Here is a 16038-nt window from a genome sequence, read left to right on the forward strand (position 1 = left end):
ATTCCCCTTTAATTCATTATTTCTTTACAACAGGAATCCACATTTCTCCAAAGACTAAGCCGTTTCGATTTCCCATAATAACCGCTGCATTTGGCCCACCAACATATGCAAAATCCCTTACTTCTGGTAATACTTGACCAAAGGCGATGCCAGCAAGGTTATTACACAATTCATCAGCTGTATTCCCTTCTCCTTCTACAACTAGGTATACTCCTTTAGGGAATTGGATATCTCTAGATTCCTCAGGTACTGTTGCTTCTGTCATGACTCCAGCATAATGCATCATCTTGTTATTCACAGCTTCGTTTACAGAAAAAATATAGTCATTTGTAGCAATGGCTTTTAAAGCCTTCAATCTACCATCTTCTTTAATCGCACCCCAGAAGTTTTCCTTTTCTTTGTTGATCCCTGCATAATCTGTATAATCGCTTTTAAGTTCAATACCAATACCTAAAACTCTAAAACTGTCTTTTTCTTCTAATTTATAACTTGTCATATTCAAAACCTTCCTTTTTTTAAATTTATCAAGCGATTTATTTCATCAGCTGATAAGTTTATAATAAACTTAAATCATGTCAAAAAATGATACTGTTTAGGAGATACCGATGAAAAAAGTTGAACGTATTAATATCATCATGCGATATATAAACAATCGAGCAAAATTCACAATTTCAGAAATCATGCGAGAATTTAACATCTCCCGTTCAACTGCTCTAAGAGATGTCAAAGAAATTGAAGCGATGGGTATGCCTCTTGTCGCTGAAGTTGGAAGAGATGGGGGTTATTTTGTAATGAACAACTCTGTCCTTCCAACTGTTCGCTTTACAGATAATGAGATAAAAGCTCTATTTATTGCATTTATGGCCACAAGAAATAAACAACTCCCTTATCTAAAAAGTCGTCAATCTTTAACAGAAAAATTACTTGGTCTCATCACAGAAAACCAACAAGATGAACTTGTTCATTTAAATCAAATATTGCTTTTTGAAGGGACTAATCCAAAAAATCCCGACTTACTTGATCTATCAGATTTACCTCATCCAATGTTAGAAAAACTCATCCAAATCCTTCTATTGGATACTTGTTTATTGATTACCATCAAAGAAGAGTCTGAATTAATTTCTTATCCGATTTATCTTTTGCATCTATATCATGAAAAAGGCTTTTGGCTAATTGAAGGCTTTGACTTATTGGATGAAAAGAAAAAGATTTTCCCTGTCGACAATCTCATCGATGTCATACCACACCATACAAAAAAAAGATTAAGTAAAAAAAGAATTTTAGAAATACTAAGTAAGCAAGAAGAAGAAATTAATCTTATATTTGAACTTGGCCCGATGGCGATTGCTCAGTTTAAAAAGTACCATCCTTTAAAAGTCTCAATTTCTTATACAAATCCTTACCAATCCACAGCCATTCTAAGAACTTATATAAATGTTAAAAATTCTGGAGAATTAACCGAGTTTACAAATTGGCTACTTTATTTAGGTGAAGATATTAAGATAAGGAAAATTCCAGAAGAAGTCTTAGAAAGTTTACAAAAAAGAATAGACTTATTCCGCCCATAAGTAGTAGGCAACATTATTAAGAATACCCTTTTTTAAACTTTTGTATCAAATAATCAACTAAATACAATTAAAATCTGAAAATCACAAATAAATATAGCAAAACCGCAATTAAAATCTGATAACCGCAAATAAAATTAGTAAGACTGCAATTAAATCTCGAAGAATCGCATAAAGTAAAACATTACCCATACCAGTTAAGGTATTACGAACCAAAACTGGCTACTTACAATTGGAACATTTGCAAATAAGCTCTTCTTACTAAATCGAATAAAAAACAGATAAAAATCTGCTAAGTTTTATAAAAAGAATCGACTTCAAATAGATGGTCCAGCAAAAAATACCTCCCGCATATATAAAAGTGCTGTTGTCCCATATTCAGTTAACCTGATTTATGGGACAACAGCACTTTAAAAATATAATATTACATAACGCGCTTAAACATTTTCTCAAGTTCATATGAACTAAAATGAATCACGATTGGACGTCCATGTGGGCATGTAAATGGATTGCTTGATTTTCTCAACGATTCTAATAGATTAAAAATTTCATCGTTTGTTATATATTGATTTGCTTTTATTGACGCTTTACAGCTCATCATGATGGCTTTTTCTTCACGCAGTTTTTTGATATTAATTGTTCCGCGTTTTAATAGTTCTTGAATCATTTCATCGATTAATGTATCCTCTTGCCCTTCTGGAAACCAATTTGGATGTTCACGAATGACATAACTATTCGATCCGAACTTCTCGATAAAAAGTCCAACTTCTTGGAGTTCATCATGGTATTGGTCTAATAAAATAGCTTGCTCTGGTGAAACATCAAATGTGATTGGAATTAATAAAGTTTGTAGTTCTGATGCAACTTCCCCTATTTTTTCCTTAAAATATTCATAGTAAACACGTTCCTGTGCGGCATGTTGATCAATTAAATATAAGCCTTTTTCATTTTGAGCAATTATATATGTTCCGTGCATTTGCCCGATTGGATATAAAGGAGGTAATTGGTCTATATTTTGCTCATCATATACATCTTCGTTAACAATAACTGTTTCTTCTTTATTTGATTGGTCGTCTTCATTTACAAAATTTGAATACCTTACATCTTTATTCGATTCATGCTTTTCAAAATAAAGACTCTCATAATCGGTTGGGGTTGATGAATCAATTTGAGTAATTGAATCGAATTCAGTTGAATTTTCTACATTGACAGTTTCATTAGTTTCATCTGAATAATTCGAATTAGTATTATAACGGTCTTGAAGCGAGAACGGTAATTTCTTTTCTACGTCTTCTTTTATAGAAGAATGTTCAAACGAAAATGTAGATTGTTCACTAAATACTTTTTCCTTTGGTACTGTTGACTTTATCTCTGGAATAAGGGAACGGCCTCTAAAAACTTTTTTTATACTTTCAGTAATTAATGTAAATAATTGATCCTCTTTACTAAAACGAACTTCTTGTTTTGTTGGATGTACATTTACATCGACTAATTGAGGGTCCATTTTAATAAATAACGAAACGATTGGAAAACGGCCAATTGGTAGCAAAGTATGATAGCCTTCACTAATTGATTTATTTACGCCATAGTGTTTTACATATCTTCCATTTACATATAGTGATATATAGTTTCTAGTTGCTCGTGTATATTCTGGCATAGATAAATAGCCTTCAATTTGAAAATCTAATGACTCACCTTTAAAATGAACCATGTTTTTTGCAATTTGTAGACCATATAATGAAGCAAGAATTTGTCTTGCGTCGCCATTTCCATTACTACGGAACATTAATTTATCATTATGTTTCAAATCAAAAGCGATTTGTGGATTTGCTAATGCTAATCGATAGACAACGTCCGTCACATTACTTAATTCTGTTTGAACCGTTCTCATATATTTTAATCTAGCTGGTGTATTAAAAAATAAATTTGAAACTTCAATACTTGTCCCTTTTGATTTAGCAATTTCTTTTTGAGATTGCAAAACGCCACCTTTTAAAATTGTTTCAATTCCAGGTCCGTCTTCGGTTGATGTTTTTACTGTAACATAACTAACAGATGCAATACTCGGTAATGCTTCACCTCGGAAGCCTAATGTACGTATTCGAAACAAGTCATTTTCATCTTTTATTTTACTAGTTGCATGTCGCTCGAATGCAAGGATACTATCTTCCTTTGTCATCCCTTCGCCATTATCACTTACAAAAATTCGTGAGAGTCCACCGTCGTTAATTTCAACTGTAATACGTGTACTAACTGCATCAATTGCATTCTCAAGTAATTCCTTAACTACTGATGCAGGACGTTCTACAACTTCACCTGCTGCTATCTGATTGGCTAAAATTTCATCTAACTTCTGTATCTTTGACATAAGTGAACCTCCTCTCTAGATAAATGAACCTTACATTAAAAAAAGGTATAGTACATTATGCAGTTATCATAATTTTAACTATTAACAAAAAGAAAGGCCAATTGGCCCTCTTTTATTTTTTAACTTGCTTTTGTAGTTCATATAATAAATTAAATGCTTCCATTGGATTTAGCTCTAGTATATTGATACCTTTTAATTGATCAATCACTGGGTGGTTTTTAATCACTTCTTTAACCTTTGGTTGATTATCGTCAAATAAGCTTAATTGAGATCCAATATCTTCTTTGTCAGCTGTTTGATCAATTTCTTTTTTAGTTTCTTGTTTATTTATCATAACTTGTTCTTTGTTTATGATTTCTTCTTTAACAAAAGAATGATTATTTGATTCTAAATCATTTAATAGTTCCTTTGCTCGAATGATTACATCTTTTGGTAGATTTGCTAATTCGGCAACGTGGATACCGTAGCTTTGATCCGCTGCACCTTCAAAGATTTTATGAAGGAATAATACTTTTCCATCTTGCTCTTTTGCTGCTACGTGAATATTTTTCAAAAACTTAAGTTGATTAGCTAATACCGTCAATTCATGATAGTGAGTAGAAAAAAGCGTTTTTGCTCCGATATGATCATGTATATATTCGATCATCGATTGTGCTAAAGCCATTCCATCATATGTTGATGTTCCTCTACCAATTTCATCAAATAAGATTAAACTTTTATCTGTTGCATTCGTGATTGCATAATTAGCTTCTAACATTTCGACCATAAATGTACTCTGTCCAGAAATTAAATCATCTGCAGCACCAATTCTAGTAAATATTTGATCAAAAATAGGTAATTTCGCATATTCAGCAGGTACATAGCATCCAATTTGAGCCAATATACTTATTAACGCAACTTGTTTCATATACGTACTTTTACCAGCCATATTAGGTCCTGTAATTAAAAATTGATGAGTATCAACATCAAAATTTGTATCATTCGGAATATATTCTGAACCTAGAAGTACCTTTTCAACTACTGGATGTCTTCCATTCTTCACGATATATTCTCTTTCGTCGGTGAATGCTGGTCTAATATATCCATTTTTTTCACTTACTACTGAAAAACTTTGTAAAACGTCAATTTGACTAATTACTTGTCCTAATGTTTGAAGTCTAGATAAATATTGTTTTACTTGCTCTCGTATTGAAATAAATAACTCATATTCCAATCCAATCATTTTTTCTTCAGCTTCAAGAATCATCGTTTCTTTTTCTTTTAGCTCTTCAGTAATAAAGCGTTCTGCATTCGCTAGCGTTTGTTTACGTTCGTAACGACCTTCTGGTATTTGACTAATATTTGATCTAGTTACCTCGATATAGTAGCCGAAGATTCGATTATATCCAATTTTTAAAGACTTAATCCCCGTAATTTCTCTTTCTCTTTGCTCTAATTCCATTAGCCAACTTTTACCGTTCTTACTAACGAATCGATATTCATCTAATGTTTTATGAAAGCCATCTTTAATAATGTTTCCTTCTTTAATTGATAAAGGTGCATCTTCAATAATTGCATTCTCTAAAAGCATTTGAAGCTCTTCACATGGATCGATCTGATTAATTAGCTCATCGATCGTTTCATGACTAATTGATTTTAAAGCATGAATAATTGAAGGTACTGTTTGAAGTGAACGTTTTAATTGTAATAAGTCTCTTGCATTTACATTACCAAATGAGACTTTACCAGCTAATCGCTCTAAATCATATACATCTTTTAATAATTCTTTCAGGTCTTCACGAATAAAATAGTTTTCCATTAGCAATTCCACAATCGTCAAACGATGCTCGATTTGTTTAGTACTTACTAGTGGACGTTGAATCCATTTTTTTAGTAATCTTCCACCCATCGCTGTTTTCGTTTCATCTAATAACCAATTCAAAGAACCTTGTTTGTTTTTTGAACGTTGTGTTTCAACTAATTCAAGATTTCTCATCGAATACATGTCCATGTTTAAAAAATCATGTTGATGAATGACTATTATTTCTTGAAGATGAGAAAGTGTTCGTTTTTGTGTTCTCGATAAATAATTTAATAATCTTGCAGCAGTAGCTTTTAAACTAGTTTGATCAATTGACTTTACAACATTTGTAAACTCCTCTGATAAACGATCGTTCTCTTCAAATGAAACGGTAATTGAAAAGCTTTTTTCAAGTGTTTGAATCGCTTTAGAAGAAAAATCTTCATTTACGACTACTTCTTTCGTACCAGTTGCTGCAATTTTTAAAACTGCTTCTTCAATTGATCCACTAAGTAATAAAGCATTGCCCTCACCAGTCGTCAAATCAATCCAAGCTAAAGCATATGAACTTGGTGTTACTTCTGATAATGTTGAGATATAATGATTTTGCTTTTCATCAATCGATCTACCTTCCATTTGCGTCCCTGGAGTAATCAACTGAACAACTTCTCTTCGAACTACTCCTTTTGCAACAGTTGGATCTTCGACTTGTTCACAAATAGCTACTTTATATCCTTTTTCAACTAATTGTTCTATATATCCAGCAGCAGAATGGAATGGTACTCCGCACATCGGAATTCGTTCTTCAGTTCCTCCTGCTCGTCCGGTTAAAGTAATTTCTAAAACTTGAGATGCCTTAATTGCATCTTCAAAAAACATTTCATAAAAATCACCAAGTCTAAAAAACAAAAATGCATCTTGGTAATTTTTCTTTATATTTAAATATTGCTCAATCATTGGCGTATATGTTGCCATACTATCCTCTCCATCAAAAAACATTCTTCGCATATTATATCACATTTTGCGAAAAGGCTTAGAAAGTTCGAAAGTTAAGAAAAAGAAAACTTCGGTTGATTTCTGATTTGAAATGCAAAATCTTTATAAAATAAAAAAGCTAGGAAGTATCACCTTCCTAGCCTAGCTTACTCTTCTTCGCCTTCTAAAACAAAATCTGGATCTAAATCTTCAAACTCATCATCTACATCAAAGAAATCGTCATCGTCGTGTACACCATGTGGTGCAACCAGTACGACTATTTTCGTTTCACCTACAACTTCAACTAAAACTTCTTTCTCTACAGTTACAATAAATCGATTTCCATTTGGAGAAATAATTGCATCTAAACAATTTGGATGTTTTAATGATCTAGCAATCACTTCACAATCTTCGCCAGTAAAGTTTTCATCTCTGTGTCTCAACTTTACTACTTCAGTATACTTAACAGACTCTGGAACTACTTCTGTTTTCGTATTGTCACCATAGGAGTACCAAATATTAATATCATATTTACCAGATACTTCTACTCCATCTTTACATTTTTTTGCATCATATACATGGTTTATAACCCAGCAGCCTAAAATACTTGATGGAGTATGATTTGGTGTGATTGTATGTGTGACTTTGTTATATTTCTTGCCTCTTCCTACGACTGCCTTCGTTATAATCTCTCTATGTTCGCGTTCAGACATAGGTGTGACCCTCCTCGTTCCATTTTCATTTCATTCTATGCGTGACATATGCGGAATGTGTTAATGACATGAAAATTCTTTTATACAAGTTAAAAAAACATGTGATGATAAATTGTATGACGACAGCCTAATAAAGTTGACTCTAAATTGAAGAATTTAAAAAATAAACATGAAAAATATGATATTTAGGCTATTTAGTAATTACTTTATTAGCTATACATAAAAAAAAGACTCAGGCAGCAAAATTAATTGCTTTCTTGAGTCTTTTTTTATTAATGGCTGCAGCTATCTGTTTTGCAAGCATCAGGTCCATGTGCTACTTTTGAACCTGTCTCACCGCTTAATAAGTTACCACCTGTTGATTTAATGATTTCGTCTGTCACACCATTTGAGATCGTGTGAGCGATTAATTGAAGTAAATCATTAACTTCTACTTGAGAAGATTGGAATTCTTGTACAACTGGAATTGTTTCTAGCTTTACGTTTAATTCATCAAGCTCTTGTTCAACCTTTTTAAGTGCTTCTTTCTTACCCCAGTGCTCTAAATTAACAGCTTGTTTTTGTAATGACTTAATTTCTTCAATATAAGTTCTTACAGTTTCACTCTCATTAATTTGCGCTTCAGCACGTTTAAAAAAGTCTACTTCTTCTGTTTCAGAAATCATTACTGCTAATTCTTTTGCACGTTCAACGATATCAGTTTTTGTATATTTTCCCATTATAGCACCTCTACAGTTTCTTCTACTAATTCTCCATCTAATGACCATGTTTTAGCTTTTGTAACTTTAACTTTTACAATTTGACCAACGATTGATTTAGGACCTCTAAAGTTTACAAGTTTATTATAAGGAGTATACCCAGCAAGTACATCAGGGTTTTTCTTACTTTCTCCTTCTACTAATACATCAAGTATTTGACCTTCAAAACGTTTATTAAATTCAGCAGCTTTTTCATTTACAACATTGTTAAGACGTTGTAATCTTTCTTTTTTCACACTCTCTGATACATTATCTACCATTTTTGCAGCTGGTGTACCTTCACGTGGTGAATAAATGAATGTAAATGCTAAATCAAAACCAACTTCTTCATATAATGTCATCGTTTCTTCGAATTGCTCATCCGTTTCATTTGGGAAACCAACAATAATATCTGTAGTAAATGAAATTTGTGGCATTGCTGTTTTTAATTTTCTTACAAGTTCTAAGTATTGTTCACGATCATATTTACGTGACATTAGTTTTAGAACTTCAGAGCTACCAGATTGAACTGGTAAATGAATATGTGGCATTAAGTTGCCACCTTTTGCTAAAACTTCTATTAAATGATCATCAAAATCACGTGGATGACTTGTTGTAAAGCGAACACGTGGAATGCCAATTTTACGGATTTCATCCATTAAATGACCTAAACCATATTTACCATCATCTAAGTCTTTACCGTAAGCATTAACATTTTGACCTAATAATGTAACTTCTTTATAGCCTAGTCTAGCTAATTCACGTACTTCATTGATGATATCCTCTGGTTGACGACTACGTTCTTTACCACGAGTGTAAGGAACAATACAGTACGTACAGAATTTATCACAGCCATACATAATATTAACCCAAGCTTTAATTTCGCCACGACGCACTTTTGGAAGGTTCTCGATTACATCCCCTTCTTTTGACCATACTTCAATAACCATTTCTTTACTAAACATCGCTTCTTGAATAATAAATGGTAATCTATGAATATTGTGTGTACCAAATACCATATCAATAAATGCATGTTTTTGTAAGATTCGATTAACAACTGCTTCTTCTTGAGACATACAACCACAAATACCGATTAATAGATCTGGTCTTTGAAGTTTTAACGGTTTTAGGTGACCAATTTCACCAAACACTTTATTTTCAGCATTTTCTCGAATTGCACATGTGTTTAATAGAATAATATCAGCATCTTCAACTGATGTAGCGATTTCATAACCCATCGTCGTTAAAATACCTGCCATAACTTCAGTGTCATGCTCATTCATTTGACAGCCATAAGTACGGATTAAGAATTTCTTACCTACACCTGAATTTCTCATTTCTTCAGGAATTTCGAAACCACGATCATACGTAACTTCTTCTTTACCTCGACGCTTCGCATCAGCTAAAGATGGAGCTTGGTAAACTTTTTCAAAATATTTACTGTAATCTTTATCATTTTTATCTTTTGTATTATTTATATTAGTGCCTTGAAGGCGTTGTTGTTCGTTCATGAAACAATCTCCTTTCTTCTCGAGCGTCTACACATTACTTAAGTATATAACGTTATTCTACAATATACAATGTGACTTACGCAAAAAAGAAAGCTGATAATACTAGTATATTTGAATAATTTTATTCATTATTTAAAAAACAATTCTTTAAATAATAAAGCGCTTTAATTATTTATAGAAGAATATTGATTTCCAATATAAGGTACTCACACTTGGAACGTGACCCGTGACCCTCGTGTTTTAATAGTACTTTTTTGCAACATAAAAAGAGAATCCATCAAAGGATCCTCTTAAATTAAAAATTCTCAGTATGATATGGGTCCTCAGCTTACATAAAAAAATAAAAATATAAATAACTTAAAAAACAACCTGTCCAGGAAACAATCGTAAAATTCATGACAATGATATTTTCTGACCAACCATATTTAATTCCATAGTGAAAATGTATAGGGGCCATAAGAAATAGCCTTTTTCTAGTTTTTTTAAAGTAAAAAACTTGAAAAATAACGGAAAACTGTTCAGCTAAATAAATAAAAAACAACATAGGAATCAAGATTTCTACTTTTTCTATTATCGCTAAAAAAGATAAAGAACCACCAATTGCCATTGAACCGGTATCGCCCATAAATGCTTTAGCTGGATATAAGTTATAAATTAAAAAACCAGCTAAACTAGCGATCATTATTAAACTAAAAATTTTCACTTCAATATGATCTGAAATCAGAAAAAAGAAAAAGAAGGTAGGGATTGATACCATACCAAGGAGTCCGTCCATCCCGTCAGTAAAATTAATAGCATTAGCTGACCCTACAATAAATAAAGTGATTAGAGCCAAATATACCCATAATGGTAAAAAAATACTTATAGAATCCGAAATACGAAAGGCTGTGTCTAATTTAAAATAATTAATTAATACTATAAGTAAAAAAATAGTAAAAGAAAATTGAAAAACTAGTTTTGTTCTAGCTGATATTCCCCCTGGATCCTGTTTTGATGCTTTCCAAAAGTCATCAAGAAAACCAACAACACTGAATAAAATAAAAGTTCCAACTAAAAAAAGCATTAGTGGACTAGAATAATTAAGGAAAGCTACTAAAATACCAATCAGAAATATACTTCCTAGCATTAAAGGAGTCCCCTTTTTATTATGGTGCTCAGCTGGTAATTCCGCTCTTATAGGCTGTGTCAACTTCAATCTTCTTAACGTAGCAATTAAAAAGGGTGAAAGAATACTTACCAATATAAAAGTTAATAAAGCAGGTACGAGTGAGAATAACAAGATTTTTCTCCCTTCAATTATTTTTAATTAAGAAATTCGATACTATCAAACGATTTCCTTTATTTCCCTACTTTTTAAATTTAAGAAATTATTTATGTTTTACTCTTTAATTAAAAAAGGAGTGTAACCCAAATAGGAACCCTACATTTTTTATTGTGGGAAATATTCTTAGAGAATCGTTAAGTATGTTGGCAAAACTGCAATTAAAAATCGCAAAACTGCAAATAAATTTGATAGAACTGCAATTAAACTTAAAAATTACCTATACCCGTTAAGGTATAATGTCCTAATAATTTAAATCTTTTAAATTGAAAACAAATAAAATTGCTCTTATGTTTACTAAATCGAATAAAAATTTATTACTTTTCTATTAAAAAGAACAATTAAATCAAATACAAATGAAAACTTAAGTTGAAATACCTTTCACTTCTTATATCGCCATAGTTGAGAACGTTTTAAAATGTGAAACCTCATTTTTTCTCCTTAATTTTACTATTTTAATATATCACTGATTTTAATTTTCCAAATCATATGATCATATCCTTTTTCCCAATAATCATTTAATAAATAATCAGGTTCCCCAAATTTCTTTTTCCAGATTTTTTGGGCATTAGTATAGCCACTATCTAAACAAAACTCTTTTATCCCTTTATTCTTTAAAGTAACGTACATTTTATTTAATAATAAATTTCCTATTCCATTTTTTTGATAGTCTGGATGTACAAATACAGTGCCGATCTCAAGTAGCCCTTTTAATGCATGGTTTGTACAATTTAATATAAGATCACTAGCTGGACCGAATTCAATCGAACCAATAATCATTTCGTTATCTAGAGCAATCAAAAAAAATCGTTCCTCACCATTACTTTCAAGATCATTTTCTAAATATTTTCCTTTTGTTTCGATTTCATCATTCATACTTTCAACCTGATTGCTAATACCTTCTTTTGAAAAAGTGTCAGTAATTACTATTTTAAAAAATTGATTTAACTCTTTAATGTCCTCTTTTTTCGGTCTTCTTATTTTAATATTCATCATCAAAAACACTCCTAACTACAAATTACTTCAACATAAATTGGGAGTATCCTTCATAATAAATATATTTAAGATATAAAATAAAAAAACTCCTCAAAAATGAGGAGTTTTTTATTTATTACATGAATTCAGCAACTAATTTGTCGAATTGTGCTTTTTCTAATTGTAGTTCTGATTCAACTAATGGTTCTTCACTGTATCCAGAGATTAATTGTTGGTATGATTTTTGATCTTTGTTTTGGTAAATAAGACCAGTTACTAAACCTTTATTTTGCATTAATGTTTGCATAGCCATTTCTTTGTTTGATGGATCATATCCTTCAACATCAGAAAGTTTAACAAGATTTTCTTTAAACCAGTCATATGTGTTTACTTTATTGTAAGTTACACATGGGCTGAATACGTTAATTAAAGAGAAACCTTTGTGGTTAATACCTTGCTCAATTAATGAAGTTAATTCTTTTAAATCACTTGAGAAACTTTGTGCTACGAATGTTCCACCAGCTGTTAATGCCATTTCCATTACTGAAAGTGCAGATTCAACAGAACCGTGTGGCGTACTCTTAGTTTTGAATCCTACATCACTACGCGGTGATGTTTGACCTTTTGTAAGACCATAGATTTGGTTATCCATTACGATATACGTAACGTCGATGTTACGACGAATTGCATGGATTGTATGACCTAAACCGATAGCGAATCCATCACCGTCACCACCAGAAGCGATAACAGTTAGATCACGGTTAGCCATTTTTACACCTTGTGCAATTGGAAGTGAACGACCATGGATACCATGTAAACCGTATGAGTTAATATATCCAGAAATACGACCAGAACATCCAATACCAGAAATTACTGCAAGGTTATCAGGTTCTAAACCAACATTTGCTGCTGCACGTTGAATAGATGCTTGTACAGAGAAGTCTCCACATCCTGGGCACCAGTTTGGTTTGATATTATTACGAAATTCTTTAAATGTTGCCATTTAGAACAACTCCTTCCTTGCAAGTATTGTAAATTTCTTTTGGTAAGAAAGGATTTCCATCATATTTTAGTAAGCTTGAAATCTTTTCTGCATGACCACAGTTCATTTTAATAATGCTTGCTAATTGACCAGTAGCATTATTTTCAACAACGATTACACGTTTAGCTTTTTTAAGCTCAGGCATTAATTCGTTTGTTGGGAATGGGTGAATTAGACGGATATGAGCATGGTTAACTTTGATACCATCTTGCTCTAAACGAACCATTGCTTCTTCAATCGCACCACGAGTTGAGTTGAAACCAACTAGTAATACATCAGCATCGTCGTGTTTAGAGTTCACTAACACTGGGTTAGGGAATTTTAGGTTATTTAACTTACGCATACGTTTATCCATTTGTTGATTACGGTTAATTGGTGATTCTGATGGTTTACCCATTTCATCATGCTCAACACCAGTTACGTGGTGAATTCCACCTTTCATACCTGGTACTACACGAGGAGAAACTCCATCTTCAGTCACTTCATAACGTTTGAAGTACTCTTTGTTTTCAGATACTGGTAATTCTTGTTTGTAATCAAACTTACCACGGCGAATTTGAACTTTATCGAATTGAAGTGGCTCAACAGTTTGTTTACCTAAAGAAAGTTGTAAGTCAGTAATTACGATAACAGGTACTTGGAATTCTTCAGCTACGTTAAACGCTTCCACCATATCGTAGAATCCTTCTTCTACTGTACTTGGAGCGATTACTACTTTCGGAATTTCACCATGAGTTCCGTAGATCATAGCCATTAAGTCTGACTGCTCTTGTTTAGTTGGAAGACCAGTACTTGGACCACCACGTTGAGTATCAACGATTACTAAAGGAACTTCAGTCATACCAGAAAGACCGATTGCTTCCATCATTAATGAAAGACCAGGACCTGCAGATGATGTTAATGTACGAACACCAGCATAGTTAGCACCGATTGCCATTGTACATGCAGCAATTTCGTCTTCAGTTTGAATAACTGCTCCACCATACTGAGGTAATTTTTTAATTAAGTATTCCATAATTTCAGATGCTGGCGTAATTGGATACGCTGCCATAAAACGAGAACCACCAGCTAATGCACCCATTGCGATTGCATCGTTACCGATTAAGAACATACGTTTTTTACCATCAGCTTCTGATAATTGCATTTTATTTACATTCACGCCAAGCATTTCTCTCATTTCTTCTGCTCCACGTGCGATTGCTTCTATGTTTTTCTCAACAATTTGTTGACCTTTTTTACCAAAAATTTCATCTACAACTTCTCTGAAAACTTCAATAGATAGACCTAAAATTGCACTTGAAGCTCCAACTGCAACCATGTTTTTCATTAATGAAGTACCTAGTTCAGTAGCTAATTCTGTAAATGGAATTGAATAAAGTGTTACGTCAGTTGAATCTGGAATTGTCGGATTAAATTTAGCATCAGCGATTACAATACCGCCTTTGCGTAATTCATAAAAGTTTACATCGATTGTTTCTTGGTCAAATGCTACTAAAATATCTAAGTCATCTGAAATTGCACGAACTTCAGTTGTACTTACACGAATTTTATTATTAGTGTGACCACCTTTAATACGAGAAGAGAAATGACGATATCCGTATAAGTAGTAACCTAAACGGTTTAACGCAATTGCAAAAATCTCACCTGTACTTTCGATACCTTCACCCTGTTGTCCTCCAACTTTCCACGAAAGTTGTTCAATCATTTCCTACACCCCTTTGAATGCCCTCATTCAGTAATAAATTAAATTATAAATGGATAATTTTTTTGCATATCATTCATTTTATTATAAAAGAATGAAAGCGATTTAAAACATATCTTTTGATATGAGTTAATTCGCTTTCAACTATAGACCTATTAACCAAAAAAATCAATGATTTTGAAAGAAATTATTCCTTTAATTTTTATATTTTTATTATTCTGAACAAGTAACGTGTTATTTGTAATGGATATATGATGAATAATTCTCATACATAAAGCCTTTAACCTGCTGTTCTGTATAGTGTTTAAGCAATTCATTTGTTAAATTTTGATAAAGTCCTACGTGATGTAAATTTGTTGGATGAGTATCTATTCCATCAAAATCTGATCCCATCGCGATAAAATTTTCTCCACCTAAAGAGCACATATAATCGATATGTCTAAGAATATCAGAAATCGTTGCGACACCTTCATCGACTAAAAAAGTAGGATAGAAATTAATCCCTACGATGGCTCCTCTATTAAACATTGCCTTTAGTTGTTCATCATTTAAATTTCTAGGATGTTTACAAATCGCTTTAGCATTTGAATGAGTCGCAGTTGGATATTTTGCTTGTTCAAATGCATCCCAAAACGCAGCTTCAGTACAATGAGAAAGATCACACCACATATTATGCTCATTTAAGTAATGAACTACACTTCTTCCAAAATTAGTTAAACCCCCATTTCTTTCTTCAAGAATTCCATCTGCAGCTTCATTTGCATAATTCCATACTAAACCGACACTACGTACGCCTAGACGATGTAATATCTTTAGACGATTAATATCACCTAAAAGTGCGTCACACCCCTCTAGCGTCAAAATAGCACCCATTTCGTGATTTTTTAATCCAACTTCATCTTCTTTTGTTCGGATAACTTTAATATTATTATTTTCTGTTGCTACTTTTTCATAAAAAAGAGTGACACATTGAAGAGCAGCATCAAATTTGATTAGTTTATGTACATTTTCTGGAATATAAATAGCATAACATTGTATTTTACTATTCCCTTGTTTTAATCGATTAACTGAAACTTGTAGTGAATCATCATTTTCAAAATTGATCGATGGCTTTTCTAGTAATTTCATCAATACATCACAATGAGCATCAAAAACTTTCATAAATTAACACCCTTCCATTTTTTCGATTATTGAAACTAGTGTATCATATTAATAAATTCAATAATAAAAGGAATATTTATACACAAAAAAACTCGTCGACTGACGAGCTTTAAGTCGGAGCTAAAGTGTTAGCTCCACTTTTTAATTACAAATTTGCGTAATCTTACTCGTTATTACTTAATCTTTCT

The 16038-nt window shown here is 32.2% G+C and carries 12 protein-coding genes; 1 reads left to right on the plus strand and 11 read right to left on the minus strand.

Translation table 11 applies throughout. The annotated features are described in order from the left end of the window. Nucleotides 1–16 precede the first annotated feature (16 nt). Entirely contained in the window at nt 17–496 is a 480-nt protein-coding gene (locus tag AN960_RS10475; protein WP_056470702.1) for a GyrI-like domain-containing protein, read from the minus strand. Between the two features lie 109 nt (nt 497–605). On the opposite strand from AN960_RS10475, the gene AN960_RS10480 reads away from it, so the two are divergent. Continuing rightward, nucleotides 606–1568: a helix-turn-helix transcriptional regulator gene (locus AN960_RS10480; protein WP_056470705.1), complete on the plus strand. Its 963-nt coding sequence runs from the start codon at nt 606–608 to the stop codon at nt 1566–1568. A gap of 421 nt (nt 1569–1989) precedes the next feature. Here the strand turns inward: AN960_RS10480 and mutL are convergent, their stop codons facing one another. From mutL to AN960_RS10530, 10 genes are all read right to left on the minus strand, one after another. Continuing rightward, nucleotides 1990–3933: a DNA mismatch repair endonuclease MutL gene (gene mutL, locus AN960_RS10485; RefSeq protein WP_056470708.1), complete on the minus strand. Its 1944-nt coding sequence runs from the start codon at nt 3931–3933 to the stop codon at nt 1990–1992. Between the two features lie 112 nt (nt 3934–4045). Continuing rightward, nucleotides 4046–6688 (minus strand): DNA mismatch repair protein MutS, encoded by a 2643-nt coding sequence (gene mutS, locus AN960_RS10490; protein WP_056470711.1) that lies wholly within the window; start codon nt 6686–6688, stop codon nt 4046–4048. Nucleotides 6689–6855: 167 nt separating this feature from the next. Continuing rightward, nucleotides 6856–7401 (minus strand): outer spore coat protein CotE, encoded by a 546-nt coding sequence (gene cotE / locus AN960_RS10495; protein WP_056470714.1) that lies wholly within the window; start codon nt 7399–7401, stop codon nt 6856–6858. 272 nt (nt 7402–7673) lie between these two features. Further along, on the minus strand, nt 7674–8120 hold the full coding sequence (locus AN960_RS10500; RefSeq protein WP_056470717.1) for a YlbF/YmcA family competence regulator: 447 nt from the start codon (nt 8118–8120) through the stop codon (nt 7674–7676). After that, nucleotides 8120–9649 (minus strand): tRNA (N6-isopentenyl adenosine(37)-C2)-methylthiotransferase MiaB, encoded by a 1530-nt coding sequence (gene miaB, locus AN960_RS10505; RefSeq protein ID WP_056470718.1) that lies wholly within the window; start codon nt 9647–9649, stop codon nt 8120–8122. Before miaB ends, AN960_RS10500 begins: the two co-directional genes overlap by 1 nt. Before the next feature lie 328 nt (nt 9650–9977). After that, nucleotides 9978–10928, minus strand: coding sequence for a phospho-N-acetylmuramoyl-pentapeptide-transferase (gene mraY / locus AN960_RS10510; protein WP_156339666.1), 951 nt, complete (start codon nt 10926–10928; stop codon nt 9978–9980). Between the two features lie 492 nt (nt 10929–11420). Beyond that, nucleotides 11421–11966 carry a GNAT family N-acetyltransferase gene (locus AN960_RS10515; RefSeq protein ID WP_056470723.1) on the minus strand — a complete coding sequence of 182 codons (546 nt, stop codon included), beginning with the start codon at nt 11964–11966 and terminating at the stop codon, nt 11421–11423. A 115-nt stretch (nt 11967–12081) separates the two neighbouring features. Then, the gene (locus AN960_RS10520) at nt 12082–12948 is read right to left on the minus strand and encodes a 2-oxoacid:ferredoxin oxidoreductase subunit beta (protein WP_056470726.1); all 867 of its coding nucleotides are present in this window, start codon (nt 12946–12948) and stop codon (nt 12082–12084) included. Further along, nucleotides 12935–14692, minus strand: coding sequence for a 2-oxoacid:acceptor oxidoreductase subunit alpha (locus AN960_RS10525; RefSeq protein ID WP_056470728.1), 1758 nt, complete (start codon nt 14690–14692; stop codon nt 12935–12937). The genes AN960_RS10520 and AN960_RS10525 overlap by 14 nt, the downstream gene beginning before the upstream one ends. A gap of 231 nt (nt 14693–14923) precedes the next feature. Next, nucleotides 14924–15850: a dipeptidase gene (locus AN960_RS10530; RefSeq protein WP_056470731.1), complete on the minus strand. Its 927-nt coding sequence runs from the start codon at nt 15848–15850 to the stop codon at nt 14924–14926. Nucleotides 15851–16038: the final 188 nt, after the last annotated feature.

The organism is Bacillus sp. FJAT-25509 (genome assembly GCF_001420605.1).
GTDB lineage: Bacteria > Bacillota > Bacilli > Bacillales > Bacillaceae_G > Gottfriedia.

Coding starts and splice junctions, on each gene's coding strand:
- AN960_RS10475 (WP_056470702.1), bottom strand. CDS start 496: ATGACAAGTTATAAATTAGAAGAAAAAGACAGTTTTAGAGTTTTAGGT.
- AN960_RS10520 (WP_056470726.1), bottom strand. CDS start 12,948: ATGGCAACATTTAAAGAATTTCGTAATAATATCAAACCAAACTGGTGC.
- AN960_RS10500 (WP_056470717.1), bottom strand. CDS start 8,120: ATGGGAAAATATACAAAAACTGATATCGTTGAACGTGCAAAAGAATTA.
- AN960_RS10480 (WP_056470705.1), top strand. CDS start 606: ATGAAAAAAGTTGAACGTATTAATATCATCATGCGATATATAAACAAT.
- AN960_RS10515 (WP_056470723.1), bottom strand. CDS start 11,966: ATGATGAATATTAAAATAAGAAGACCGAAAAAAGAGGACATTAAAGAG.
- mutS (WP_056470711.1), bottom strand. CDS start 6,688: ATGGCAACATATACGCCAATGATTGAGCAATATTTAAATATAAAGAAA.
- mutL (WP_056470708.1), bottom strand. CDS start 3,933: ATGTCAAAGATACAGAAGTTAGATGAAATTTTAGCCAATCAGATAGCA.
- miaB (WP_056470718.1), bottom strand. CDS start 9,649: ATGAACGAACAACAACGCCTTCAAGGCACTAATATAAATAATACAAAA.
- AN960_RS10530 (WP_056470731.1), bottom strand. CDS start 15,850: ATGAAAGTTTTTGATGCTCATTGTGATGTATTGATGAAATTACTAGAA.
- AN960_RS10525 (WP_056470728.1), bottom strand. CDS start 14,692: ATGATTGAACAACTTTCGTGGAAAGTTGGAGGACAACAGGGTGAAGGT.
- cotE (WP_056470714.1), bottom strand. CDS start 7,401: ATGTCTGAACGCGAACATAGAGAGATTATAACGAAGGCAGTCGTAGGA.